Source organism: Roseomonas mucosa ATCC BAA-692 (genome assembly GCF_000622225.1).
Lineage (GTDB): Bacteria > Pseudomonadota > Alphaproteobacteria > Acetobacterales > Acetobacteraceae > Roseomonas > Roseomonas mucosa.
In genome coordinates this window covers 325,859-349,735 of record NZ_JHWD01000004.1, presented here as the reverse complement: position 1 = coordinate 349,735, position 23,877 = coordinate 325,859, and the positions used below count along the sequence as shown (strand labels likewise).

Below are 23,877 nucleotides of genomic sequence, written 5' to 3'. Positions count from 1 at the left end.
ACGGCATCAGGCCGGGACGGAGACCACCCGGTTCCGTCCCGCCCGCTTGGCCAGGTAGAGGCCCTGGTCGGCCCGCATCAGGGCCTCCTCGAAACCCTCGCCCGCCTGCCAGGCGGTGACCCCGACCGAGGCGGTGACGCCGAGCGTGGCGGTGGGCAGGGCGACAGGGGTGTGGGCGAGCGCCTCGCGCAGCCGCTCCGCGATCTCGTGCCCCTGCGACGCTCCGGCGCGCGGCGCCAGGGCGACCAGCTCCTCCCCGCCATGCCGGGCGAGGTGGTCCCCCTCCCGCAGCGCGCCGCGCAGCGTGGTGGCCACCGCCTTCAGCACGAGATCCCCGCCGGCATGGCCGTGCCGGTCGTTGATCGCCTTGAAATGGTCCAGGTCGAGCAGCATCAGCGCGCAGGACCCGCCTTCGCGGCCCAGGCGCGCCGCCTCCGCCATGGCGACGCGCAGGAGGCCCCGGCGATTGGCGATGCCGAGGAGCGGGTCGGTGGCGGCCAGCCGGTCCAGTTCCCGGTTGGCGGTCCGCAGGGCCTCCAGCTCCTTTCGCAAGGCCAGGGCATCCGGCGACTGCCGCTGCGCCGAGATGTCGGTCAGCAGGGTGAGGTAGCCGCCTCCCGGCATGGGGCAGCCGGCTACCAGCAGGTGCACCCCGCCGGGGCGCTGCCGTTCGAGCTGGAAGCGGTGGCCACTGCGGATCGCTTCCTTGCGGAAGGCGGCATGGCGCATCGAGGACCCCGGGCCATACTCGCCCGAGGCGGCAATGCGCTCGATGATGGGCTGGACAGGGGCAAGGGGAAGCATATCCGCCGCGGCCACGGGGAAGGTGTCCTGCCAGGCGTGGTTGGTGAGGGCCAGCCGCATCTCCGGGTCGGTCACCATCAGCGGCTGCGGCAGGAGCATCAGCGCCTCCCGCAGGAGGGGGATGGTTTCCAGCGAGAAGTTGTGGCCGGACCACCCGTTGCCCGCCGGTCCGCCGTTCAGCCGCTCGACCAGTCGTGGGCCGGATGGGGCGATCTCCGGGTCCGTGGTGATCTGGAGTGGGGTTGTGCGTTCTGGTGTGGCGACCGGCATGTCATCCCGGGCAGCAGAGGTGGCAGGTGAGGTGACGAGTCTGGAAATATCCGCAATCGGAGCGTGTATAACAGTTCTGTGATGCGAAGGCGATACAAACACTCGCCATGCCGTCGCGCTGGCCGGGCAGGGACGGGCTTGACGCTTCCCCCGCAACGGGGTTCTGCACCCCTGTCCCCGCCGCGCCGCCGTGAGTCCCCGCCCCATGCTCCGTCGCTTCTTCGCCTATTACCGCCCCTGGCGGCGCCTCTTCCTGCTGGATTTCGGCTGCGCAGTGCTGTCGGGCCTGCTGGAACTGGGCTTTCCCATCGCGGTGCGGGCCTTCGTGGACCATCTCCTGCCGCGGCAGGACTGGCCGCTGATCCTGCTGGCCTCGGCGGGGCTGATCTTCATCTACCTCGCCAATACCGGGCTGATGGCCATCGTGAACTACTGGGGCCACATGCTCGGAATCAATATCGAGACGGAGATGCGGCGGCGGGCCTTCGACCACCTGCAGAAGCTCTCCTTCCGGTTCTATGACAACCAGAAGACGGGCCATCTGGTGGGCCGGCTGACCAAGGACCTGGAGGAGATCGGCGAGGTCGCGCATCATGGGCCGGAAGACCTGTTCATCGCGGTGATGACCTTCCTCGGCGCCTTCGCGCTGATGCTCTGGGTCAATATGCCGCTGGCCCTGATGACAGCGGTGATCGTGCCGCTGACGAGCTGGATCTCCACCCACTACGGCAGCCGCATGACCCGCACCTGGCGCGCCATCTACGGCCGCGTCGGCGCCTTCAACGCGCGCATCGAGGAGAATGTCGGGGGCATCCGCGTGGTGCAGGCCTTCGCCAACGAGGATCACGAGAGGGCGCTCTTCGCCCGCGACAACACGGGCTACCGCGATACCAAGCTGCAGGCCTACCGCATCATGGCGGCCAGCCTGTCCATCTCCTATCTCGGCATGCGGCTGACGCAGATGGTGGTGATGGTCGCCGGGGCCTATTTCGTGATCCGGGGCGAGCTCACGGCCGGCGGCTTCGTCGGCTTCCTGCTGCTGGTCGGCGTCTTCTTCCGGCCGGTGGAGAAGATCAACGCGGTGCTGGAGACCTATCCCAAGGGCATCGCCGGCTTCCGCCGCTACATCGAGCTGCTGGAAACCCGGCCCGACGTGGCGGATGCGCCCGATGCCGTGCCGGCGCCGCCGCTGCGCGGCGACATCCGCTTCGAGCACGCCTCCTTCGGCTACACGCCGGACAAGCCGGTGCTGCGCGATATCGACCTGGAGATCGGAGCCGGGGAGACGGTGGCCTTCGTCGGCCCCTCCGGCGCCGGCAAGACCACGCTCTGCTCGCTGCTGCCGCGCTTCTACGAGCTGGATACCGGGCGCATCACCATCGACGGGATGGACATCCGCCGCATGACCCTGGCCTCGCTGCGGGCGCAGATCGGCATCGTGCAGCAGGACGCCTTCCTCTTCTCCGGCACGCTGCGGGAGAACATCGCCTATGGCCGCCTCGATGCCGGCGAGGCGGATATCCGCGAGGCGGCACGGCGCGCACGGCTGGAGGCCATGATCGCCGCCCTGCCGGAAGGGCTGGACACGGTGGTGGGCGAGCGCGGGGTGAAGCTGTCGGGCGGGCAGAAGCAGCGCATCGCCATCGCCCGGATCTTCCTGAAGAACCCGCCGATCCTGATCCTGGACGAAGCCACTTCCGCCCTCGACACCGAGACGGAGCGGGCCATCCAGGCCTCGCTGGCCGAGCTCTCCGAGGGGCGAACCACGCTGGTGATCGCCCATCGCCTCGCCACCATCCGCAACGCCGACCGGATCGTGGTGGTGGACGCCTCCGGCATCGCCGAGCAGGGCCGCCATGCCGATCTGGTGGCGCACGGCGGGATCTACCGCCGCCTGCACGAGGCGCAGCACGGGCCGGCCGGTACGACGCGGGCGGGGTAGGGGGCGCCTTTGCACCCAGCTCCGGGGGAGGGGAGCCTTGTCCCCTGGGATGGCGCAACGCCGGACGTGACGCGAAAGCCTGAATTCCCCTCCGCACGGTGCTGTTCTAGAAAGGCGGGAATGGCCGAACCCCTCGTCGAGATCCGCAACCTGCGGGTCGCCTTTGCCTCCGCCACCGGCGTCACGCCCGCCGTGCGCGGCCTGTCCCTGACCCTGGGCCGCGAGAAGCTCGGCATCGTGGGGGAAAGCGGCTCCGGCAAGTCCGTGACCGGCCGCGCGCTGATGCGCCTGCTGCCCGGCAGCGCGGATGTGCAGGCCGATGCGCTGCGCTTCGGCCGCACCGACATCCTGAAGGCGCCGGAGCGGGAGATGCGGCGCCTGCGCGGTGGCCGTATCGGGCTGATCCTGCAGGACCCGAAATACAGCCTGAACCCGGTGATCACCATCGGCCGCCAGATCACCGAGGCGCTGCGCCAGCACAAGCGCGTCGGCCGGGGCGAGGCGCGGGACCGGGCGTTGGCGCTGCTGGAGAGCGTGCGCATCCGCGATCCGAAGCGCGTGCTGGAGTCCTACCCGCACGAGGTTTCGGGCGGCATGGGGCAGCGCGTGATGATCGCCATGATGCTGGCGCCGGAACCCGACATGCTGATCGCCGACGAGCCGACGAGCGCGCTGGATTCCTCGGTGCAGGCGGAGATCCTGCGCCTGATCGGCGATCTGGTGGACAGCCGCGGCATGGCGCTGATGCTGATCAGCCACGACCTGCCGCTGGTCAGCCATTTCTGCGACCGCATCCTGGTGATGTATGCGGGGCAGGTGATGGAGGAGCTGAAGGCCTCCGAGCTGCACAAGGCGGAGCATCCCTATACGCGCGGCCTGCTGGCCTGCCTGCCCTCGCTGGCCAGGCCGCGCGGCCGCCTGCCGGTGCTGACGCGTGATCCGGTCTGGCTGGAGCCGCAGGCTCCCGTCCATCATGGAGGAGCCGCGTCGTGATCGAGGTCGGCGACCTGCATGTCCGCTTCGGCAGCACTCATGCGGTGAAGGGCGTCTCCTTCTCCGTCGGCCAGGGCGAGAGCTTCGGCCTCGTCGGGGAAAGCGGTTCCGGCAAGTCCACCGTGCTGCGCACCCTGGCGGGGCTGAACGAGGACTGGTCCGGCACGGTCATGGTGGACGGCAAGCCGCTCGGGCGGCGGCGCGACCGGGAGTTCCACCGCCGCGTCCAGATGGTCTTCCAGGACCCCTATGGCTCCCTGCATCCGCGCCAGACGGTGGACCGCCTGCTGTCCGAGCCGCTGCTGATCCACGGCATCGGCGAGGTGGACCAGCGCATCGTGCGGGCGCTGGACGAGGTCGCGCTGCCGCGCGCGGCGCGCTTCCGCTTCCCGCACCAGCTTTCCGGCGGCCAGCGCCAGCGCGTGGCCATCGCCCGCGCGCTGATCGCGGAACCGTCGGTACTGCTGCTCGACGAACCCACCAGCGCGCTCGACGTCTCGGTGCAGGCGGAGGTGCTGAACCTTCTCGCCGACCTGCGCGCCGCACGTGGTCTGACCTTTCTGCTCGTCAGTCACAACCTCTCCGTGGTGGCGCAGATCTGCGAAAGGCTGGCGGTGATGCAGAACGGCGAGATCGTCGATCTGCTCACGGAATCGGACCTTCGCAGCGGGCAGGCGCATCACGCGCATTCGCGGGACCTGCTGCGACTTTCGCGGGAGCTGGAAGAGGGCTGAGAAGCCGTCGCGTCGGGCCCGGGCTGCGTGACAACCGCCCGGGGCGTGATCTCATCACAGTGTGAGCATGAACGGGCTGCCACAGAGGGTGGAACGGTCGTTTTCCGGAACGGAAGCGGCTATGCCGCTGATGATGACCGAGCCCGATGCAAGCGCATCCCCGTTCCACCGCGACCTCGCCCGGGACATCCTGCTGCGGCTGCGCGCGCGTGGCGCCCGGCCCGGCGATCGCCTGTCGCGCCTCGGCCTCGCCCGGGAATTCGGCGTCAGCCGCACACCGGTCCTGGCCGCGCTTGCCCTGCTGGAACGTCTCGGCGTCGTGGCCACCGAGGGGCGTTCCGTCAGGATCCTCGATCCCGACTACGATCCGGCGCGCCTCGACGTTGCCGACTAGACCGCCCGCCTGGTGCTGCGGATCGCATGTGAGCGGCGCGACGGGAATCTGCCCGAGGACGTGTCGGAGCGGATGCTGCGGCAAAGGACCGGGGCCAGCCGCACGGCGTTGCAGGAAGCCTTGCATCATCTGGAGGCGGTGGGGATCGCCACGCGCAACCGCGGCCATGGCTGGCGGCTCAGCGTAGGTTTCGCGAGCGAGGAGGAGCGCGTGGCTTCCTACCGCTTCCGCCTGATGCTGGAACCGGCCGCGCTGCTGGAGCCACGGTTCAGCCTGTCCGCCGACCGGATGGCCGCCATGCGGGAGAGCCAGGAGGCCACCCTGCGGCGGCAATGGCGGGAGGAGGACGTGCCGCGTTTCTACGAGAGCGCCGCGGCCTTCCATCTCGCGCTGGCGCAGGGCTGCGGCAACCGTTTCGTCATCCAGGCGGTGGAGATGCAGAACCGCCTGCGCCATCTCTACAGGCTGCACCTGCTGAACCGGGAGCGCGCGCATGAGGCGGCGCGCGAGCATCTCGGCATCCTCGATGCGCTGGAACTGGGCGACCGCCCCCTGGCGGCGGAACGGATGCGCGCGCACCTGCAGGGCAGCATCGCCGTGCGGTAGAGGGCGCCCGCAGGGAGGTCAGGTCCCGGCCGGGATATCCTCCTCCAGCAACGCCGCTTCCTCGGCATCCAGGCGGCCCGCCTCCTCGGGCCGGAGGCCGAAGCGCAGCGCGACATCGGGGGCGTAGCGCAGCAGGTCGGGCCGCAGCCGGATCAGTGCCAGGTCCTTGGCCTTGGCCTCCAGCATCACGTCGAATTCCAGCCCTTCGGCGAGGCGCATGAAGGTGATGAACTCGAAGGGATTGCAGTAGTCGGCGTGGCCCGTCCAGACGGGCGGCACGAGCACGGTCTTGTTCTTGCCGGTCCGGCGGTCCTTGCGCTGCATCTCCCGCAATTCCGTTCGCGGCGAGGAGAAGTGGCATTTCGGGCGCACCCCCTCGGGCCAGGAGCGCAGAAAGCGTTCCAGCGCCGGGCGCATCGCCAGCCCTTCCGGGTTCAGGCACCAGAAGTGCTGGTGGTCGAAGATCAGCCGCACGCCGGTCCGCTCGTGAATCCAGATCACGTCGGCGGCGGAGAAGCGCAGGTCGTCGTTCTCCAGCACCAGGCGGCGCCGCACGGGCTCGGGCAGCCGTTCCTCCCAGCAGCGCACCCAGCGCTCCCGGCTGGCCGGCACGTCGCCATAGGTGCCGCCGACATGCACCACCAGCACGGCCTCCGGGCCGAGCCCCATGCGGTCCAGCATCTCCGCCTGGGCGGCGAGGTCGCGGATGCTCTTCTCCACCAGCACCGGATCGGGGCTGTTGAGCACGATGAACTGCGAGGGATGGAAGGAAAGCCGGATATCCAGCGCCCGCGCTCTGGCGCCGAAGGCGCGCAGCTCCGCGTCGCTTTCCGCGATCATGCCGTGGAACTGCGGCATGTCGGGGTGCGTGGCATAGGGCGCGAGGTCCGAGGACATCCGGTACATGCGGATGCCGTGCCGGGCGAGATAGTCCAGCGCCTGATGCATGTATTCCAGCGAGACACGGAGATGCGGCGCACTCTGCCAGCGCCGCGTGTCGTTGCTCCGGATCTCCGGCGCGCCCATCAGCTTGACGGGAAAGCCGAGGCGCAGCGGTTCCTGTGTGGCCATGCCGTCCGTCTTCCCCCTGGGTGTCACCCGTCGCCAACGCGGCATGGCGGCCGGGGTTCGGGGGCCTCGCCGAAGCGTGCGGACGGGGCCGCCCCAAGGGCCGCCCTAAAGGCCCTGGAACAGCGCCGTGGAAAGGTAGCGTTCCGCAAAGGAGGCGGCGATGCCGACGACTAGCCGGCCCTCCATCGCCGGGTCCCGCGCCACCTCCACCATCGCATGCAGCACGGCGCCGGAGGAGATGCCGACCGGCAGGCCCTCCAGCCGTGCGCAGCGGCGGGCCATGGCCATGGCGTCGGACTCGCCCACGGCGCGGATCTGGTCCACCCGCTCCAGCTCCAGTACCCCCGGCTTGAAGCCGGCGCCGATGCCCTGGATGTCGTGCGGCCCCGGATCGTCCCCGGCGGACAGCACGGCGCTCTCGCGCGGCTCCACCCCGACGATGCGCAGGCCGGGCCGGCGCGGCTTCAGCGTGCGGGCGATGCCGGTCAGCGTGCCGCCGGTCCCGATCCCGGCAACGATGGCATCCACCGCGCCGCCGGTATCGGCCCAGATCTCCTCGGCCGTGGTCGCGGCATGGATATCGGGATTGGCCTCGTTGTCGAACTGGCGGGGAATCCAGGCGCCCGGCGTGGCGGCGGCGATGGCTTCGGCCCGGGCGATGGCGCCCGACATGCCGCGCCGGGCCGGCGTCAGCTCCACATGTCCGCCCATCAGGCGGATCATCTTCTGCCGCTCCACCGAGGCGCCGTCGGGCATCACCACGGTCAGGGCATAGCCCTTGGCGGCCGCCACGAAGGCCAGAGCGATGCCGGTGTTGCCGGAGGTGGGCTCGATCAGCGTGGAATGGCCGGGGCGGATCAGCCCCTGGCGCTCGGCGGCCTCCACCATGGCCAGGCCGATCCGGTCCTTCACCGAGCCGAGCGGGTTGAAGAACTCCAGCTTCAGCGCCAGGCGCGCCGGCAGGGCCTCGGCGGCTTCCAGCCGAGGCAGGCGCACCAGCGGCGTGGCGCCCACGAGGTCGAGCACGCTGTCGTACATCCGCCCCCTCGGCTGGCTCTGTTCGGCGTGGAATCGTTCCTCTGGCAGGGCGGGGGAGGGGGACGTCATGTCTTCTTTCATCGCGCCGTCTGGATTACCACGGTGCGGCGGCGTATTTTAGGGGGCATCAGGGATAAGGAACGGCCTCCACCCCATGTTGTTGCGCCCATGCTGCTGAAACAGGATCGAGCCCTCACCGCCATCTCCGTGATGCTGGATGTCGCCTTCCATGTCGGGCGCGGCGCGGAGGTGGCGAGCGGCGGGGACATCGCGGACCGCCTCGGCGCGGCCAAGCGGGGGATCGAGCCGGTCTTCCAGGCGCTTTCCCGTGCCGGGCTGCTGGACAGCACCCGCGGCCCGCGCGGCGGCTACCGCCTCGCCCGCCGGTCGCGCGACATCCGCCTCTGGGATGTGGTGTCCGCCGTGGCCGAGGAGGAGGAAAGCCCCGACATGACCGGGCAGCTCCAGGCCGCCGTGGTGGCGCCGCTCTGGGGCGAGATGGAAGGCCTGCTGCGCGAGCGCCTGGAAGGGATGACCTTGGACGACCTGCTGCGCCGCGCCCAGGCGCGCGGCCTCAAGCGTCCCTCCACGGAGCCGCTGAACTTCGCGATCTGAAGCGGCGGCTGTTCGGGTTCCGGCCCGGGGGGGGGAGGCTCTGCCTCTCCGGCGCGATCCGGCGCCAGACAGGAACCAACTCATCTGGCCCAGGGCTCGAAGAGTCCTGGCGGATAAGGGGAAGGGGGGGAAAAGAGGCGGAGCCTTGTCCCCCGGACGGCAGGGTCAGAGCAGCGGCGAAACCCAGGTCATCAAGGCCAGGATGGTCGCGGCGATGGCCAGGGCCAGCGGGGCCGGGTCCGCCTCCTGCAGCAGCAGGGCCTCGATCTCGGCGTCCATGGCTTCCTTCTCCGGGTTCCGCATGGAGGTCAGGCCCGCTTTCCGGCCGGCAGCACCGTTTCGGGCCTGGCCAGGTCCTCCAGGCCGGGCAGCAGCGTGGCGGCGAGGCCGGCGACCTCGCCCACCACCACCAGGGCCGGCGTGGGCAGGCCGGCGGCCCGGGCGGCGAGGCTGCAACGGCCCAGCGTGCTACGCAGGGTGCATTGGCCGGGCAGGCTGGCCTGGGCGACGATGGCCACCGGGGTTTCCGGCGGGCGGCCCGCGGCCAGCAGGCGCAGGGCGATCTCGTCCAGTCGGCTCAGCGCCATGAAGGCCACCACCGTGCCGCCGCCGCGACCGAGCGAAGCCCAGTCCACGCTCTCGGGCAGGTTGCCGGCCTCGTCATGGCCGGTGACGAAGGTGACGGCGCTGGACACGCCGCGCTGGGTGAGGGGGATGCCCGCCGCCGCCGGGGCGGCGAGGCCGGCGCTGACCCCCGGCACCACGCGCCAGGGGATGCCGGCGGCGGTCAGCGCGGCGGCTTCCTCGCCGCCCCGGGCGAAAAGGAAAGGGTCGCCGCCCTTCAGCCGCACCACGCGCTGCCCGGCCCGGGCACCGGCCACCAGCCGGGCGTTGATCTTCGCCTGGGACAGCGGTGCCGCGCCCTTGCGCTTGCCCACCGGCACCAGCGTGGCCCGGGGATTGGCCAGTCGCAGCACGCCGCGCCCGGGCAGGGCGTCGTAGAGAACCAGATCGGCCCGGCGCAGCGCCTCGGCCGCCCGCAGGGTCAGCAGCGAGGGATCGCCCGGCCCGGCGCCGACCAGCCAGACCTCGCCCGGCCGCGGCGCATCGCCGGCTGCCAGGGCCGAGCCGCGATCCAGTTCCGTCATCTGCGCACCGGCATAAGGGTTATCCTAAACTACGTTTGACAAGAGCTAATATTGGTATTTCACTTGGATCAAGAGGTTTAAGGCGCTTTTCGCACATGGCTCAGACCGGCACGACCACAGGCACCACCCAGAAGAAGCCGACGGGTGTGGAGATCAGCAAGCTGGCGAGCCGTGGGCTGCGTGGCGGGGTGGCGGCCGAGCTGTCCAGCACCGAAACCCGCGGCGGGGTCAGCGAGGACAGCTTCAACCTGCTGAAGTTCCATGGAACCTATGAGCAGTTCGACCGTGATACCGCCACCCCGCGCAAGCAGGCGGGACTGGACAAGGAGTGGCAGTTCATGGTCCGCGTCCGCGCCCCGGCGGGGCTGCTGACGGCGGAGCAGTACCTCGCCCTGGACGCGATGGCCGACCGCTATTCCAACAGCACGCTGCGTGTCACCACGCGACAGGCCTTGCAATTCCACGGCGTGTTGCGGGAAAACCTCAAGCCGACCATCGCGGCGATCAACCACACGCTGCTGACCACCATGGCCGCCTGCGGCGACGTGGTGCGCAACGTCACCACCACCCCGGCGCCGCGCCGGGACGCGATCCACCGGCAGCTCGTCGAGGATGCGCGGATGCTGTCCGAAAGGCTGCTGCCCCGGACACGCGCGCATCACGAGATCTTCCTGGACGAGGAACCGGTTTCCGCCGTGCCGGAGGAGGAGCCGCTCTACGGCGCCACCTACCTGCCGCGGAAGTTCAAGATCGGCCTCGCCCATCCGGACGACAACACGGCGGACGTGCTGACCAACGACCTGGGCTTCATCGCCATCGGGGACGGGGCGGGGGGCATCGGCGCCTATCAGGTCTGCATCGGCGGCGGGCTGGGCCTGACGCACAACCGGCCCGACACCTTCCCCCGGCTGGCCTCCCCGGTGACGGTGGTGCCGCGCGAGCGGCTGCTCCATGCCGCCGAGGCGGTGGTGCGCTTCCAGCGCGACCACGGCGACCGCACCGACCGCCGCCGCGCCCGCCTGAAATACGTGATCGAGGATTACGGGCTGGACTGGGTGCGCGAGCAGCTCGCCCCCTATTTCGGCGGCGAGCTGGCCGATCCCGGCCCGCTGCCGCGCCTGTGCCTGCCGGAGCTGCTGGGCTGGCACGCCCAGGGCGACGGGCGCTTCTGGCTGGGCGTGCCGGTGCCGTCGGGGCGGATCGCCGACCAGGGGCGGGTGCGGCTGCGCACGGCGCTGCGGGAGGTCGTGACGCGCTGGGGCGCCAACCCGGTGCTGACGCCGCAGCAGGACGTGATCCTCGCCGACCTGCCGGCCAATTCCCGCGAGGCGGTGGAATCGCTGCTGCGCGAGCACGGCGTGACGCTCACCGAATCGCTCTCCCCCCTGGCCCGCTGGGCCCTGGCCTGCCCGGCGCTGCCGACTTGCGGGCTGGCGCTGACCGAGGCGGAGCGGGTGCGCGACCCGCTGGTGGCGGAGATCGAGGCGGCGCTGGAGCGGCAGGAGCTGCTGGACGAGCGGATCAGCCTGCGGATCACCGGCTGCCCCAATGGCTGCGCCCGGCCCTATGCCGGGGATATCGGGCTGGTGGGCCGCGTGCCGGGGCATTTTGCCATCTTCGTCGGCGGCGATTTCGAGGGCACGCGCCTGTCCTTCAAGCTGCACGAGCGGGTGCCGCAGGGGGAGATCGCGGCCCGGCTGGAGCCGCTTTTCGCCGCCTTCGCCGGGGACCGGCGGGAGGGGGAGGGCTTCGGCGACTTCTGCCACCGACTCGGCCCCGATGCCCTGCTGGCGCTGGGGGCGGCGGAATCCGTCCCGGCCTGATCCCGCGCCGCAGCGACGGACCGGGTAGCCACAGGGCCCCTGCCAATGGGGCCCTGAACAGGAGTTGAGCGGACACCGCTTGCCTTCGCCCATCCGGACGAAGCATCGTGCGCTTCGGTCCGAGAGAAGATAAGGAGCCGCGCCTTGCTTCGCCTGAACCGACGCCAGGTTCTCTCCGCCCCTCTGCTCGCCGGGCTGGCCACCACGCCGTTGCTGGCCGCGCGCCGGGCCTCGGCCCAGCAGGTGCCGCCGCTGCTGAATGTCAGCTACGACCCGACGCGGGAGCTCTACCGCGACTTCAACGCCGCCTTCGCCGCGCAATGGGCGAAGGACCATGGCGGGCAGAGCGTGCAGATCCGCACCTCGCATGGCGGCTCCGGCGCCCAGGCGCGCTCGGTGATCGATGGCCAGCCGGCGGACGTGGTGACGCTGGCCCTGGCCTATGACATCGACGCCATCGCCGAGCGCGGGCTGATCGCGAAGGACTGGATCACCCGCCTGCCGCACAACAGCGCGCCCTATACCAGCACCATCGTGCTGCTGGTGCGGAAGGGGAATCCCAAGGCGATCCGGGACTGGGGCGACCTGGTCAAGGACGGCGTGGGCGTCATCACCCCCAATCCCAAGACCTCGGGCGGGGCGCGCTGGAACTATCTCGCCGCCTGGGCCTGGGCGAAGCGCCAGCTGGGCGGCTCCGATGCCACGGCGGAGGACTTCGTGGCGAAGCTCTTCCGCAACGTGCCGGTGCTGGACACGGGCGCGCGGGGCTCCACCACCACCTTCGTGCAGCGCGACCAGGGCGACGTGCTGCTGGCCTGGGAGAACGAGGCGCACCTCGCCTTCAAGGAGTTCGGCGCCGGGAAGTTCGAGATCGTCTATCCCTCGCTCTCCATCCTGGCCGAGCCCTCGGTGGCGGTGGTGGACCAGGTGGTGGAGCGCAAGGGCACGCGCGCCGTGGCGGAGGCCTATCTGCGCCACCTCTACTCGCCGGAGGGCCAGCGGATCGCCGCACGCAACTTCTACCGCCCACGCGACGCCGCGGCGCTGGCCGCCGCCGGCGCCACCTTCCCGAAGCTGGAGATGGTCACCGTCGATGACAGCTTCGGCGGCTGGGCGGCGGCGCAGAAGGCGCATTTCGCCGATGGCGGCTCCTTCGACCGGATCTACAAACCGGGACGATGACCGCCGCCAGCCTCCGGATGCCGCGTCGTGACCCCGTGGCCGGCTTCGGCCTCTCGCTCGGGGTCACGCTGCTCTGGCTGACCGCGATCGTGCTGGTGCCGCTGCTGGCGCTGGTGCTGCGGCCCTGGGAGATCGGGGTTTCCGGCGTGCTGGCCTCGCTGGCCGAGCCGCGCGTGCTGGCAGCGCTGCGGCTGAGCTTCGGCGCGGCCTTCCTGGCCACGCTGTGCAACCTGCCGCTGGGGCTGCTGCTGGCCTGGGTGCTGGTGCGCTACCGCTTTCCCGGGCGGCGCCTGATGGATGCGGTGGTGGACCTGCCCTTCGCCCTGCCCACCGCCGTGGCGGGGCTGGCGCTGACCGCGCTCTTCGCCACCAATGGCTGGCTGGGCACGCCCCTGGCGGCGCTGGGCATCAAGGTCGCCTTCACGCCGCTGGGCGTGATCGTCGCCATGGCCTTTGTCGGCCTGCCCTTCGTGGTGCGCACGGTGGAGCCGGTGCTGCGCGACCTGCCGCTGGAGGCCGAGGAGGCGGCGGCGACGCTGGGCGCCACCCGCCCGCAGGTGCTGCGCCGGGTGGTGCTGCCCGCCCTGGCGCCCGCGCTGCTGACCGGCTTCGGCCTTTCCCTGGCGCGCGCCGTCGGCGAATACGGCAGCGTCATCTTCATCGCGGGCAACATGCCGATGGTGAGCGAGATCGCGCCGTTGCTGATCGTCACCCGGCTGGAGCAGTTCGACTATGCCGGCGCCGCCGCGATCGGCCTGGCCATGCTGCTGATCTCCTTCGCCGTGCTGCTCTGCCTGAACCTCGCGCAGCGCTGGCTGCGCAGGGGCCGCCGCTGAGCGGCGCGGTTCCGGACCGGGGAGGGCGGCCGGCGGCGGAGGACCCGCGGCCGATGCGGGCCGTGCTGCTGCTGCTGGCGGTGCTCGCGCTGGCCCTGTTCCTCGTCCTGCCGACCGTGGCCGTCTTCGCCGAGGCCAGCCGGCGCGGCTGGCCGCCGGTCGCCGAGGCGCTGTCCGACCCGGACACGATCGCGGCGATGCGGCTCACCCTGCTGGTGGCCGCGATCGCCGTGCCGGTGAACACGCTGGGCGGGGTGGCGGCGTCCTGGTGCATCGCCAAGTTCGACTTCCCGGGCAAGCGCCTGCTCACCACGCTGATCGAGCTGCCCTTTTCCGTCTCGCCGGTGATCTCGGGCCTGGTCTGGGTGCTGCTCTTCGGCGCCCAGGGCTGGTTCGGCCCCTGGCTGCAGGCGCACGACATCCAGATCATCTTCGCCCTGCCGGGGCTGGTGCTGGCCACGGTCTTCGTGACCTTCCCCTTCGTGGCCCGCACCCTGATCCCGCTGATGCAGGAACAGGGGCGGGAGGCGGAGGAGACCGCCGCCACGCTGGGGGCCAGCGGCTGGCAGAGCTTCTGGCGCGTCACGCTGCCGGAGGTGAGATGGGCGCTGCTGGCCGGCATCCTGCTCTGCAACGCCCGCGCCATGGGGGAATTCGGCGCCGTCGCCGTGGTGTCGGGCCATATCCGGGGGGAGACCAACACCCTGCCGCTGCATGTCGAGATCCTCTACAACGAGTACCAGTTCGTCGGCGCCTTCGCCGTGGCGGCGCTGCTGGCCTCGCTGGCCCTCGTCACCCTCTGCGCCAAGCTGCTGCTGGAGCGCCTTTCCGGCCGCAGGACCCTGCTGGAGCATTGAATGTGGCGATGACCCCGGGCGTGCCGACCGCCATGCCCCTCCCATGCCGCCGTGCCGGCCCGCCACTGTCCGGAAAGGCGTTGCGGGGATGAGCGTCGAGGTCTCGGGCATCTCCCGCCGCTTCCAGGCCGGGCCGTCGGCGCTCGATTCGGTGGATCTCGCCATCGGCGACGGCGAGTTCGTGGCCCTGCTGGGCCCCTCCGGCTCCGGCAAGACCACGCTGCTGCGAATCCTCGCCGGGCTGGACTTCCCGGATGCCGGGCAGGTGCGGATCGACGGCCGGGACGTCGCCGCGCTGCCGGCGCGGCTGCGCGGCATCGGCTTCGTGCCGCAGAACTATGCCCTGTTCCGGCACATGAGCGTCTTCGAGAATGTCGCCTTCGGGCTGCGCGTCCGCCCGCGCGCCACCCGGCCTTCCGAGGCCGGGATTGGCGAGCGCGTGCGGCGCCTGCTCTCCCTGGTGCAGATCGCCGAGCTGGAGCGCCGCTATCCCGACCAGATTTCCGGCGGGCAGCGGCAGCGCGTGGCCCTGGCCCGGGCGCTGGCGATCGAGCCCGCGCTGCTGCTGCTGGACGAGCCCTTCTCGGCGCTGGATGCGCAGGTGCGCAAAAGCCTGCGCGGCTGGCTGCGGGAGCTGCACGAGCGGCTGGGCCTGACCAGCGTCTTCGTCACGCACGACCAGGAGGAGGCGATGGAGATCGCCGACCGGGTGGCGGTGCTGCGCGCCGGACGGATCGAGCAGTTCGACACGCCGGGCGCCATCCTGGCCCGCCCCGCCAGCGCCTTCGTGGCGGGCTTCCTGGGCGAGGCGAACCGGCTCGGCTGCGAGGTCCGGGGCGGACAGGCGCATTTCGCGCCGCTGCCCCTGCCGCCGGTCGCGGTCGCGCTGCCGGACGGCCCGGCCCTGGCCTTCCTGCGCGCCCATGACCTCGTCGCGCGTCCGGGGGAAGGTCCCTGGGTGGTGCGCCAGGCGCGGCAGGACCCGCGCGGACTGCGCCTCCAGGTCTCGGCGGGCGGGGATGGGCCGGTGCTCGACGTCACGCCCGAGCCGGACTGGCGCGAGGCACGGCGGGGGGATGCCTGCACGCTTCGCCTGCTCTCGGCGGCCGTCTTTCCCCGTGGGGCGGCGAAGGGCTGAAGGCGGGCGGCGTTTCCTGGCGTCGCACCTTGTCGGTCACGGGGGAGAGGCGTCGCCTCTCGCCCCGGAACTTCCTCTCCGCCGGGGACATGGTATGTCCCCGGACCCCGCCTTTCCCCTGGCCACGGCACAACCCCGGACGCGGTTCTCAGCGGCCTCCCAGCCGGCCCAGGATGTCGCGGACGCGGTCCTCGGGGCCGGCGGCGTCCAGCATCTCGCAGAGCCGGCGCATGTGGCGGCGGCTGGCGTGAAGCTGGTCGAGCAGCGAAAGCACCACGGGCATCGCCGTTTCCCCGACCTCCATCTCGTCGCGCAGTTCCAGGATCAGGCGCAGCCGGGCGATGTCCATCTCCTCGAACAGGGTCTCGCCGCCACGCCGGGCCGGGCGCACCCAATCCTGCGCGACCCAGCTCCACAGCGTCGGCTCGTCCAGGCCATGGACGCGCTGCAGGACGGTGGTGACGGTGATCATGCCTGCCTCCTTATCTCCTGGCGGGCCTCGTCGCCGCTCCTGTCCTTCGCCCAGTCGCGCAGGAACTCCTCGACCCGGTCGTCCACCGGCCCGAGCACGATCCGCAGCGTGGCGTAGAGGTCTCCGGCGGGCTGGCCGCCGTGCTCGGCCACGCCGCGCCCGCGCAGCCGCAGGCGGGTGCCGGCGTCGGAGCGTGGCGGCACGGTGAGCGTCACCTCACCGCGCGGCGTCGGCACCGCGATCCGGCCGCCCAGGATCGCCTCGGCGAAGGTGACGGGGACATCCATCTCCAGGTCGCGGCCCTGGCGCCGGTAGAGCGGGTGGGGGTGCACCGCGATCTCGATCAGGGCGTCGCCGTCGGGGCCGCCGTCGCGCCCGGGCCGGCCCTTGCCGCGCAGGCGCAGCACTTGGCCGTCCTCCAGCCCCGGCGGGATGCGGACATCGAGCGTGCCGCCTTCCGGCAGGGTCAGGCGCTGGGTCGCGCCATTCACCACGTCGAGGAAGGGGACCTCCAGGTGGTAGCGGCTGTCCTGGCCCTTGCGCGGGCGGGAGGAGCCGGCGGATTCGCCGCCCCGCTGGCGGAAGAACTGGCCGAAGATGTCGCCCAGGTCCTCCGGGTCGATCTGTCCCTCGAAGCCGCCATGCTCGAACCCGCCGCCGTAGCCGGTGGCGCCATGGGCCTCCGCACCGGCGCCGGGACCGGCGCGGTAGCGTCCGGCGCCGGGGGCGTCGGCATAGTCGCGCCAGTACTGGCGTGGCGGGACCTCCTGGCCGGTGGCGTCGATCTCGCCCCGGTCGAAGCGGGCCCGCTTCTCCGGATCGGAGAGCAGGTCGTGGGCGGCATTGGCCGCCTTGAAGCGTTCCTCCGCCACCTTGTCGCCGGGGTTGAGGTCGGGGTGGTGCTTCTTGGCGATGGCGCGGAAGGCCTTGCGGATCTCGTCCGGGCTGGCCTGGCGGCTGACACCGAGCGTGCTGTAGGGATCGTCTTGGGCCATGGCGACCATGGTAACGCCGGGTCCGGCCGGAAGTCTCCCCACAGCCGCATGCAGGGCGGGCATGCGGATCCTCCGCGGCCCGGAGGGGCGGGCGCCCCCTTTCCGGCATCGGCGCCGGCGGGTTCAGCCGGGCAGGGGGCGCCCGGGCACGGGGTGGTGCCGCCCGCCCGGCATCGGCGCCGGCACCCCGGTGGTGGAGGGCAGGCTGAGCGGCAGGCCGCGCAGCGAGCGCAGCGCCAGGAAGCCGAAGCACTGCGCCTCCAGGAAGTCGCCGTTCCAGCCAACCGCCTCCACCGCCTCGACCGGCACGCCGAGGCGCTGGCGCAGCCCGTCCATCAGCACGGCATTATGCCGCCCGCCGCCGGCGACCAGCCAGCGCCGCGGCGGGCGAGGCAGGTGGCACAGGGCGGCGGCCTGGGCCTCCACCGTGCAGGCGGCCAGGGTGGCGGCGCCGTCGGCGTCGGACAGGCCCGCCACCCAGTCCAGCGTGGCGGCGAAGGCGTTGCGGTCCAGGGATTTGGGCACGGGACGGCCGAAGAAGGGGTTCCCCAGGAAGCGCGCCACGATCCCCGCATCGGCCCGGCCGCTGCGTGCCAGCCGCCCGCCCTCGTCGAAGCTGCGGCCGGTGCGGCGGAACAGGAAGTCGTCCAGCATGGCATTGGCCGGGCCGGTGTCGAAGGCGATCACCGTCTCGCCATCCAGGTAGGTCACGTTGCCGACCCCGCCCAGGTTCAGCACGGCGAGCGGCCCCGTCTCCCCCAGCCCCGCCACGAGGGCGCGGTGGTAGAGCGGCACCAGCGGCGCCCCCTGGCCGCCCGCCGCGACATCGGCGTCGCGGAAGCGGTCCACCACCGGCAGGCCCAGGCGCGCGGCGGCGGCATCGCCGAAGACGAGCTGGCGGGTGAAGCGCGCCTCCGGCCGGTGCAGCACGGTCTGGCCGTGCAGGCCGACCACGGCGACCTCCTCGCGCGGCAGGCCGGTCTCGGCCAGGAAACGCTCCACCGCCGCCGCATGGGCCCCGGTGACCGCCTGTTCCAGCGCCGCGAGCGGGTCGCGCAGCACCCGCTCCGGCTGCGCCGCCAGGCTCAGCAGGGCGGTGCGCAGGCCGGGCTCATAGGGATAGGTACGGCCCTCGCCCGGCTCCACCAGCGATTCGCCGTCGCTGCGGATGGCGGCGACGTCGATCCCGTCCACCGAGGTGCCGCTGATGACCCCGATGGCGGTGGCGGCGGGATGGCGGGGCATGGGCGCACTCCGGAGGCTGGGATCGCGGGGTCTGGATGGCGAGCTTCTAGGGGATCTCGCCGAGGAGCTCGGTATAGCGGGCTGCCGAGCGGGCGACGATCGCGTCGCCCTCCGCCCGCACGTCCTGCCCCTGGAAGGCGCCGTGGATGCGCCCGAAGGACCAGGGCGCAAGCCGGCTCGCGACGCGCCGTACCTCCGCAGCCGGCAGGGGCATCATGTTGGGATAGCTCCACATGAAGGAGACGCGCCGGGCGCCGGGCGCCACCTGCACGATGTCGCCGGCGAGCAGGACACCCGTGCCGTCCGCAGCGCCGGTCCAGTGCAGCACCGTCCCGCCGGGAAAATGGCCCCCGGCCCGGATCAGGGTCGCCGTCGGGGCGATTTCCAGCGTCCCGCCTTCCCAGAGCCGGATATGGGGGGAGGGGCGCATGATCCAGTCGCGGTCCGCCGCGTGCAGGTGGATGGGCGCCTCGAAGGCGGCGGCCCAGTCCTGCATGGCCGTGTAGTAGTGCGGGTGGGAGATCGCGATGGCGCCCAGTCCGCCCAGGCCGTGGATCAGCGCCTCGGTCGCGGGGTCGAGCAGGGCGACGCAGTCCCACAGCACGTTCCCGGCGGGGGTGGCGAGCAGGAAGGCGCGCTGGTTGATGGCGAAGGCCGGCACGGTCTGCAGGCTGAACAGGCCGGGCTCGTGGCGGTGCCAGGCGTTGCGGTGGGTCCGGGCCAACTCGTCCCGCGCGGTCCAGGCCTGGCCCTCCGCCGGGACGAACTGCCGCTCGTCCTGGCAGACCGGGCAGTTCTCCGGTGGCGTGGGGGCGGGCGGATAGGAGGTGCCGCAGGCTTTGCACAGGAAGATCATCCGCGGTTCGCTCCCTTTCCAGGCTGTCCCTGGCAGGCCGGTGCGGCACCGGGATGAGGCGACCGGCCCGGGCGGTGCGCCGTGGACCCGCCTTCCCGCCCCTGGTCTGTGCCGGAAAGGCTAGCGCCGCGTTCCGGCGCGGGAAAGTCCGGTCGCGCAAGGGCAGGGTGGCCCCCTGGGGTGTTCCGCCGGGAGGCTGGCGGGATGAGGAAAGGTTCCGCCCTGCTGTGCGGCTGCGGCAAATAATCCCCGGCATTCACAGAGAATCCACAGGGAATCGGTGGACATGTGGATTTCTTCCTGCATGTTCATGGAATGTCTCAGGAACTTCCCGCAGACGCATGACGGAACGCAGGATGGCCAGCGCATGATCGCGGGGCGCTGATGCTGCCGGCCCGACCGCTGCGCGATCACCAGCGGCGCATCCTAGCCATCGCCCGGGCCATCGCCGGCGGGGCGGAGGCGCGGGACCTGCTGGCCGCCGTGACGCCGGGTGGCGGCAAGTCGCTGCTGCCGGTGCTGATGGCGCATGAGCTGATCGAGGCCGGGATCGTCGAGCGCGTCTGCTGGGTGGTGCCGCGCGACAGCCTGCGCCTCCAGGCCGAGGAAGCCTTCGCCGACCCGCTCTGGCGGCAGGCGCTGGGGCACCGCGTTTCCGTACGGGCGGCCGAGAACGCACCGGACCCCTGCCGGGGGCTGCAGGGCTATGTGACCACCTACCAGGGCGTGGCGGCGGCCCCGGACCTGCACCTGGCGGAATTCCAGCGGCACCGGACGCTGCTGGTGGTGGACGAGGTGCACCACCTGCCGGCCCTGGCGGAGCTGGACCCCGGCGGGCGGGCGCGGGGGGAGGGCGAGACGGTGGACGAGGCCGCCGCCTGGTCCGCCGCGCTGCTGCCGCTGCTGGAATGCGCGCGGGTGCGGCTGCTGCTGTCGGGCACGCTGGAACGGGCGGATGGGCGGCGCATCCTGTGGCTGCCCTACCGGCGCGGGGCGAAGGCGGCGACGCACGAGGTCGATCTCGACGCGCCGGGCTGGGCGGTGGTCGGCTATTCCCGCGCCCAGGCCCTGGCCGAGCGCGCCGTGCTGCCGGTGACCTTCGGCGCGCTGGACGGGGAGGCCTCCTGGCTCGATGCCGCCGGGCCGGACGGGGCACGGGCCACGGTCGGGCCGCACCGCCTGTCCGTCAGCGTGCCGGGCGAGACGACGCGGCCCGCGCTGTTCACCGCGCTGCGCACCGGCTTCTCGGAAACCCTGCTGCGCCATGCCTTCGACGCGACGCGCGACCTGCGCGCGAAGCGGCGCCGTGGCCGGGGACTGGTGGCGGGGGAGGGCGCGCGCGGCCTCGGCAAGCTGCTGGTGGTGGCGCCGGACCAGAGCTGCGCGCGGCTCTATCTCGACATGCTGCGGCGCTGGGTGCCGGCGCGGCAGGCGGAGAACCTGCGCCTCGCCACCTCCGACGAGCGCGACGCGCACGAGACCCTGGCGGCCTTCCGCCTGCGGCCGGAGCCCTCGATCCTGGTGACGGTGGCCATGGCCTATGAGGGGCTGGACGCGCCCGAGGTCGCGGTCGTGGCGGCGCTGACGCATATCCGCTCCCGCCCCTGGCTGGAGCAGATGGTGGCCCGCGCCACGCGGGTCGATCACCAGGCCGGGCCCTATGAGGAGCAGCAGGCGCTGGTCTTCCACCCGGACGACCCGTTCTTCGGCCAGTTCCGCTGGCGCATGGAGGAGGAGCAGGGCACCCGCGCCCGCGCGGCCAAGCCGCCGCGCCCGGGCGTGCTGCCGCTCTGGCTGAAGGAGATGCGGGAGGATGCGCGGGAGCGGGAAGGCATCGTGCCGCTGGAAAGCAACGCGCTGGCGCTGCGGCTGTCCACCCTGCGCCCGGGGCCGGACCTGGCGCAGCGGCGCCCCGAATTCAGCGAGCCGCAGCAGGAGCTGTTCGAGGCGCCCTCGGTCGCCGAGCGGCGGCTGCGGGCGCGGGTCGGCGAGCTTGTGGCGGCGCAGGTGGTGGAGGACGAGGGCGCGCTGCACGCGCCACGCGGCCAGGGCACCTACCACGCCTACAACGCCGCGCTGAAGCGCGTGCTGGGCAACAAGGGGCGGGCGGAGATGACCCTGCCGGAGCTGGAGGCGGCGGTCTCCTGGCTGGAGCGGAACCGGCTGTCCGACCATCTCCATCTGCTGGCGGGCGACCACCGCTACGACTGGGCGGCGCGGCAGCGACAGGACTGGCGCCCGCCGGTCGGGCGCCCGGCCACGCGGCGCCCGGTGCGTGAGGCGGCAAGGGGGGAGCCGGGGCGGGAGGACGCGGCGCCCGCGCGGCAGACCGGCCGCAAACAGGCTTGAGGCACGGCGCCGCTGGCTTTACCTCGGCCCCCGGAAACCCCCGGCTAGGCCGGGGGCGGTGTCGCGGCCCGGCCGGTGCGGGCCGTTTCCGGCCCCCCCGGCCCCGGCGTGTCGCGGGGTGGCGGAGGCCGGTGCGCGATCACGATGGACCGACGGATGCCATGGGCCTTCCTGCCGGAATGCTGACGATGCGGCGGCTCACGTCCCGGGCGGCCCTGCCGCTCGCCCTCCTCCTGGCAGGGTGCAGTGCCGACTACACGCCCGACACCTATGCCACGCGGGCCGTGCAGCAGGCGAACAAGGTGGAGCAGGGCACCATCGCCGGGGTGCGCCCGATCGGCATACGCGCCGATGGCACGACGGGGGCGACGGCGGGCGCCGCGGCGGGCGGCATCGCCGGCTCGACGGTGGGGCAGGGCAGCACGGCCGGGGCCTTCGGCGCGATCGGCGGCGGGCTGATCGGCGGGCTGCTCGGCTCGGCGGCGGAGCGCGCAGCCGGGGATACCGACGGCTATGAGTACATCGTCCGCAAGGCGAACGGGGACCTGCTTTCCGTCACCCAGGTGGACAAGGTGCCGCTGGCCCTCGGGCAGAAGGTGCTGGTGATCACCGGCAGCCAGGCGCGGGTGGTGCCGGACTACACGGTGGCCGAGCAGCCCGGAGGCACGGCCGCGGCCCGGCACGCGGCGCCGGGGCAGCAGCCGGCGGCCTCGGCGCCGGCGGGGACAGCGGGCGGCACCGCCGCGCCGGGAAGCGCCCCGGCCGGCACGCCCGCTCCGCCCCCCGCGCCGGTGGAGACCGCGCCTCTGTCACCTCCTGCGACGCCCGGTCCAACCGGCGGCGCCGAAACCCCGGCCGCCACCGCCGCACCCGGCTCCCGCTCGCTCTTTCCCGGCTTTCCGACGCTGGGGATCTGAGGCCCCGGCCTTCCGGACGCGCGCCGGGGCCGCTCAGCGCAGGAGGCGGCGGGCCAGCTTCCGCGCGAAATCGCCGCGCGGCGGATCGAGCAGGCGGGCCAGGGCGAAAGGCCCGTGGCGCACCCGGGCGCGCCAGTCGCTGAATTCTGCGAAGCCGGCGACGCCATGATAGCGCCCATGGCCGGACCCCCCCACGCCGCCGAAGGGAAGGTTGGGGAAGCCCACATGGTCCAGCGCCCGGCCGCAGGCGATGGCCCCGGCGCGGCTTTCCGCTGCGATCCGCGCTTCCTCGCCCCGGCTGGCACCAAAGAGGGACAAGGCCAGCGGTGCCGGGCGGGCGCGCAGCCAGCCGAGCGCCGCGTCCAGGTCCGCACATTGCACCACGCCAAGCACGGGGCCGAAGCGTTCCTCGCCCGAATCGCCGCCGAGGCGCAGCGGCGGCCCCGCCGGTCCTTCCGCCAGGGCCTCGCTGCCGGACGACAGGCGCGCCTGTCGTGCCGCCTGCCAGGGCGCGACCCGGCTTTCCGGAACGATGCCGGTGGCCCGGGCAGCCCCGGCGAAGGCATCACGGGAATGGCCCACCAGCAGCACCGTGTCGGGGGCCACGCAGGTCTGTCCGGCATTCAGCGCCTTGGCGGCCAGGATGGCGCGGGCGGCACGGTCCAGCCTCGCCCCCGGCAGGACCAGGGCGGCGCATTGCCCGCCGAGCTCCAGGGTCAGCGGCGTGAGGTTCGGCGCCGCGGCCCCGGCCACCTTGCGCCCGGTTTCCGTGCCGCCGGTGAAGACCAGGTGGTCCCAGGGCTGCGCCGCGAAATCCGCCGCCACCGCCGCATTGCCCTGCACCACCCGGGCGATGCCGGGGCCCCAGGCGCGGGCGACGATCTCCTCCAGCAGCGCGGCGCAGCGGGGCGTGTGCTCGCTGGGCTTGATGGCCACGCGGTTGCCCGCCGCCACAGCCTCCAGCGCCGGCCAGAGGGCGATCTGGATCGGGTAGTTCCAGGGCGCCATCACCCCGACCACCCCCTTGGGCACCGGCTCCGTCCAGGCCAGGCAGGGCTGGAAGGGCAGGGGGGCCAGCACCGGGCGGGGCCGCGCCCACCAGCGCAGCCAGCGCCGTGCCCGCCGCGCCGCCTGCACCGTCACCAGCACGTCGCCCAGCAGCGTGTCCTCCGCCGCGCGCCCGCCGAAATCGGCATCCGCCGCCGCCACGATCGCCTCCGACCGCCGCGCCAGCTCCGCCGCCAGCGCCGCCAGCAGCCTGCGCCGCTCCGCGATCCGCGGTGCCGGCCCGGCGGCCCGCAACGCCGCCAGCACCGCGGCGGGGGAGGCTTCGGGGGATCGGGCCTGGGAACCGGGAGGCTCTGCTTCCCGGACCCTTTGCTGAAGGAGGGGCCGCTCAGGGGGATAGTATCCCCCCGAGACCCCGTCATGAGCGCCCCGCGAGGAGGGGGATGGTTCCGCCGTTGCACCGTCTGGCGACCGGTGTCCTGCCCCTCCTCCTCGCGGAGCGCCCATAGGGCCCCCAGGGACTAACGTCCCTGGGCGGGTGGGGTCCGGGGAAGGCAGAGCCCTTCCCGGAGCACCCGGTCCGA

Annotated in this window: 22 protein-coding genes; 13 read left to right on the top strand and 9 right to left on the bottom strand. The window is 72.5% G+C overall.

The annotated features are described in order from the left end of the window. Nucleotides 1-6: 6 nt before the first annotated feature. Nucleotides 7-1,074 carry a GGDEF domain-containing protein gene (locus BT98_RS26055; RefSeq protein WP_019461653.1) on the bottom strand — a complete coding sequence of 356 codons (1,068 nt, stop codon included), beginning with the start codon at nt 1,072-1,074 and terminating at the stop codon, nt 7-9. Nucleotides 1,075-1,279: 205 nt separating this feature from the next. On the opposite strand from BT98_RS26055, the gene BT98_RS0108425 reads away from it, so the two are divergent. The 5 genes from BT98_RS0108425 (at nt 1,280) to BT98_RS26045 (ending at nt 5,743) form a co-directional block, all read left to right on the top strand. Then, entirely contained in the window at nt 1,280-3,016 is a 1,737-nt protein-coding gene (locus BT98_RS0108425; protein WP_019461652.1) for an ABC transporter ATP-binding protein, read from the top strand. 120 nt (nt 3,017-3,136) lie between these two features. Further along, entirely contained in the window at nt 3,137-4,009 is an 873-nt protein-coding gene (locus BT98_RS0108420; protein WP_019461651.1) for an ABC transporter ATP-binding protein, read from the top strand. After that, nucleotides 4,006-4,743, top strand: coding sequence for an ABC transporter ATP-binding protein (locus BT98_RS0108415; protein WP_019461650.1), 738 nt, complete (start codon nt 4,006-4,008; stop codon nt 4,741-4,743). The genes BT98_RS0108420 and BT98_RS0108415 overlap by 4 nt, the downstream gene beginning before the upstream one ends. A 121-nt stretch (nt 4,744-4,864) precedes the next feature. Next, a complete protein-coding gene (locus BT98_RS26050; RefSeq protein WP_019461649.1) occupies nt 4,865-5,137 on the top strand; it encodes a GntR family transcriptional regulator in 273 nt (90 codons plus the stop codon). A 12-nt stretch (nt 5,138-5,149) separates the two neighbouring features. Beyond that, nucleotides 5,150-5,743, top strand: coding sequence for a GntR family transcriptional regulator (locus BT98_RS26045; protein WP_147292465.1), 594 nt, complete (start codon nt 5,150-5,152; stop codon nt 5,741-5,743). A gap of 18 nt (nt 5,744-5,761) precedes the next feature. On the opposite strand, the gene uvsE is transcribed toward BT98_RS26045, so the two are convergent. Then, nucleotides 5,762-6,814 (bottom strand): UV DNA damage repair endonuclease UvsE, encoded by a 1,053-nt coding sequence (gene uvsE / locus BT98_RS0108405; RefSeq protein WP_019461647.1) that lies wholly within the window; start codon nt 6,812-6,814, stop codon nt 5,762-5,764. Nucleotides 6,815-6,919: 105 nt separating this feature from the next. After that, a complete protein-coding gene (gene cysK, locus BT98_RS0108400) occupies nt 6,920-7,921 on the bottom strand; it encodes a cysteine synthase A (protein WP_037250072.1) in 1,002 nt (333 codons plus the stop codon). A gap of 99 nt (nt 7,922-8,020) precedes the next feature. Between cysK and BT98_RS0108395 the strand changes: the two genes are divergently transcribed. Continuing rightward, nucleotides 8,021-8,467 carry an RrF2 family transcriptional regulator gene (locus BT98_RS0108395; protein WP_019461645.1) on the top strand — a complete coding sequence of 149 codons (447 nt, stop codon included), beginning with the start codon at nt 8,021-8,023 and terminating at the stop codon, nt 8,465-8,467. 308 nt (nt 8,468-8,775) lie between these two features. On the opposite strand, the gene cobA is transcribed toward BT98_RS0108395, so the two are convergent. Beyond that, on the bottom strand, nt 8,776-9,615 hold the full coding sequence (gene cobA / locus BT98_RS0108385; protein WP_019461643.1) for a uroporphyrinogen-III C-methyltransferase: 840 nt from the start codon (nt 9,613-9,615) through the stop codon (nt 8,776-8,778). A 95-nt stretch (nt 9,616-9,710) separates the two neighbouring features. Between cobA and BT98_RS0108380 the strand changes: the two genes are divergently transcribed. From BT98_RS0108380 to BT98_RS0108360, 5 genes are all read left to right on the top strand, one after another. Beyond that, on the top strand, nt 9,711-11,438 hold the full coding sequence (locus tag BT98_RS0108380) for an NADPH-dependent assimilatory sulfite reductase hemoprotein subunit (protein ID WP_019461642.1): 1,728 nt from the start codon (nt 9,711-9,713) through the stop codon (nt 11,436-11,438). A gap of 129 nt (nt 11,439-11,567) precedes the next feature. Continuing rightward, complete coding sequence (locus BT98_RS0108375) at nt 11,568-12,620, top strand: sulfate ABC transporter substrate-binding protein (RefSeq protein WP_410527996.1); 1,053 nt, start codon at nt 11,568-11,570, stop codon at nt 12,618-12,620. Then, entirely contained in the window at nt 12,617-13,456 is an 840-nt protein-coding gene (cysT, locus tag BT98_RS0108370; protein ID WP_019461640.1) for a sulfate ABC transporter permease subunit CysT, read from the top strand. The genes BT98_RS0108375 and cysT overlap by 4 nt, the downstream gene beginning before the upstream one ends. Before the next feature lie 53 nt (nt 13,457-13,509). Beyond that, nucleotides 13,510-14,313: a sulfate ABC transporter permease subunit CysW gene (gene cysW, locus BT98_RS0108365; RefSeq protein ID WP_019461639.1), complete on the top strand. Its 804-nt coding sequence runs from the start codon at nt 13,510-13,512 to the stop codon at nt 14,311-14,313. A gap of 88 nt (nt 14,314-14,401) precedes the next feature. After that, nucleotides 14,402-15,451 (top strand): sulfate/molybdate ABC transporter ATP-binding protein, encoded by a 1,050-nt coding sequence (locus tag BT98_RS0108360; RefSeq protein WP_019461638.1) that lies wholly within the window; start codon nt 14,402-14,404, stop codon nt 15,449-15,451. A 148-nt stretch (nt 15,452-15,599) separates the two neighbouring features. On the opposite strand, the gene BT98_RS0108355 is transcribed toward BT98_RS0108360, so the two are convergent. The 4 genes from BT98_RS0108355 to BT98_RS0108340 all read right to left on the bottom strand — a co-directional run bounded on the left by BT98_RS0108355 (nt 15,600) and on the right by BT98_RS0108340 (nt 19,019). Continuing rightward, the gene (locus BT98_RS0108355) at nt 15,600-15,923 is read right to left on the bottom strand and encodes a chaperone modulator CbpM (RefSeq protein ID WP_019461637.1); all 324 of its coding nucleotides are present in this window, start codon (nt 15,921-15,923) and stop codon (nt 15,600-15,602) included. After that, nucleotides 15,920-16,918 carry a DnaJ C-terminal domain-containing protein gene (locus BT98_RS0108350; RefSeq protein WP_037250210.1) on the bottom strand — a complete coding sequence of 333 codons (999 nt, stop codon included), beginning with the start codon at nt 16,916-16,918 and terminating at the stop codon, nt 15,920-15,922. Before BT98_RS0108350 ends, BT98_RS0108355 begins: the two co-directional genes overlap by 4 nt. 123 nt (nt 16,919-17,041) lie before the next feature. Further along, entirely contained in the window at nt 17,042-18,163 is a 1,122-nt protein-coding gene (locus BT98_RS0108345; RefSeq protein WP_019461635.1) for an anhydro-N-acetylmuramic acid kinase, read from the bottom strand. 46 nt (nt 18,164-18,209) lie between these two features. Then, nucleotides 18,210-19,019, bottom strand: a complete 810-nt coding sequence (locus BT98_RS0108340; RefSeq protein ID WP_019461634.1) for an MBL fold metallo-hydrolase — start codon at nt 19,017-19,019, stop codon at nt 18,210-18,212. Between the two features lie 384 nt (nt 19,020-19,403). On the opposite strand from BT98_RS0108340, the gene BT98_RS0108330 reads away from it, so the two are divergent. Both BT98_RS0108330 and BT98_RS23720 read left to right on the top strand, forming a co-directional pair. Beyond that, nucleotides 19,404-21,368: a DEAD/DEAH box helicase gene (locus tag BT98_RS0108330; RefSeq protein ID WP_027297193.1), complete on the top strand. Its 1,965-nt coding sequence runs from the start codon at nt 19,404-19,406 to the stop codon at nt 21,366-21,368. A gap of 188 nt (nt 21,369-21,556) precedes the next feature. Further along, nucleotides 21,557-22,285: a hypothetical protein gene (locus BT98_RS23720; protein ID WP_139323567.1), complete on the top strand. Its 729-nt coding sequence runs from the start codon at nt 21,557-21,559 to the stop codon at nt 22,283-22,285. Between the two features lie 33 nt (nt 22,286-22,318). Here the strand turns inward: BT98_RS23720 and BT98_RS23715 are convergent, their stop codons facing one another. Further along, nucleotides 22,319-23,800 (bottom strand): aldehyde dehydrogenase family protein, encoded by a 1,482-nt coding sequence (locus BT98_RS23715; protein WP_081798556.1) that lies wholly within the window; start codon nt 23,798-23,800, stop codon nt 22,319-22,321. Between the last annotated feature and the right edge of the window lie 77 nt (nt 23,801-23,877).

Coding starts and splice junctions, on each gene's coding strand:
- BT98_RS26055 (WP_019461653.1), bottom strand. CDS start 1,074: ATGCCGGTCGCCACACCAGAACGCACAACCCCACTCCAGATCACCACG.
- BT98_RS0108360 (WP_019461638.1), top strand. CDS start 14,402: ATGAGCGTCGAGGTCTCGGGCATCTCCCGCCGCTTCCAGGCCGGGCCG.
- BT98_RS0108355 (WP_019461637.1), bottom strand. CDS start 15,923: ATGATCACCGTCACCACCGTCCTGCAGCGCGTCCATGGCCTGGACGAG.
- BT98_RS0108345 (WP_019461635.1), bottom strand. CDS start 18,163: ATGCCCCGCCATCCCGCCGCCACCGCCATCGGGGTCATCAGCGGCACC.
- BT98_RS0108395 (WP_019461645.1), top strand. CDS start 8,021: ATGCTGCTGAAACAGGATCGAGCCCTCACCGCCATCTCCGTGATGCTG.
- BT98_RS0108380 (WP_019461642.1), top strand. CDS start 9,711: ATGGCTCAGACCGGCACGACCACAGGCACCACCCAGAAGAAGCCGACG.
- BT98_RS0108420 (WP_019461651.1), top strand. CDS start 3,137: ATGGCCGAACCCCTCGTCGAGATCCGCAACCTGCGGGTCGCCTTTGCC.
- BT98_RS0108425 (WP_019461652.1), top strand. CDS start 1,280: ATGCTCCGTCGCTTCTTCGCCTATTACCGCCCCTGGCGGCGCCTCTTC.
- uvsE (WP_019461647.1), bottom strand. CDS start 6,814: ATGGCCACACAGGAACCGCTGCGCCTCGGCTTTCCCGTCAAGCTGATG.
- BT98_RS23720 (WP_139323567.1), top strand. CDS start 21,557: ATGCGGCGGCTCACGTCCCGGGCGGCCCTGCCGCTCGCCCTCCTCCTG.
- cobA (WP_019461643.1), bottom strand. CDS start 9,615: ATGACGGAACTGGATCGCGGCTCGGCCCTGGCAGCCGGCGATGCGCCG.
- BT98_RS26050 (WP_019461649.1), top strand. CDS start 4,865: ATGCCGCTGATGATGACCGAGCCCGATGCAAGCGCATCCCCGTTCCAC.
- cysW (WP_019461639.1), top strand. CDS start 13,510: ATGCGGGCCGTGCTGCTGCTGCTGGCGGTGCTCGCGCTGGCCCTGTTC.
- BT98_RS0108350 (WP_037250210.1), bottom strand. CDS start 16,918: ATGGCCCAAGACGATCCCTACAGCACGCTCGGTGTCAGCCGCCAGGCC.
- BT98_RS0108330 (WP_027297193.1), top strand. CDS start 19,404: ATGCTGCCGGCCCGACCGCTGCGCGATCACCAGCGGCGCATCCTAGCC.
- BT98_RS23715 (WP_081798556.1), bottom strand. CDS start 23,800: ATGGGCGCTCCGCGAGGAGGAGGGGCAGGACACCGGTCGCCAGACGGT.
- BT98_RS0108340 (WP_019461634.1), bottom strand. CDS start 19,019: ATGATCTTCCTGTGCAAAGCCTGCGGCACCTCCTATCCGCCCGCCCCC.
- cysK (WP_037250072.1), bottom strand. CDS start 7,921: ATGACGTCCCCCTCCCCCGCCCTGCCAGAGGAACGATTCCACGCCGAA.
- cysT (WP_019461640.1), top strand. CDS start 12,617: ATGACCGCCGCCAGCCTCCGGATGCCGCGTCGTGACCCCGTGGCCGGC.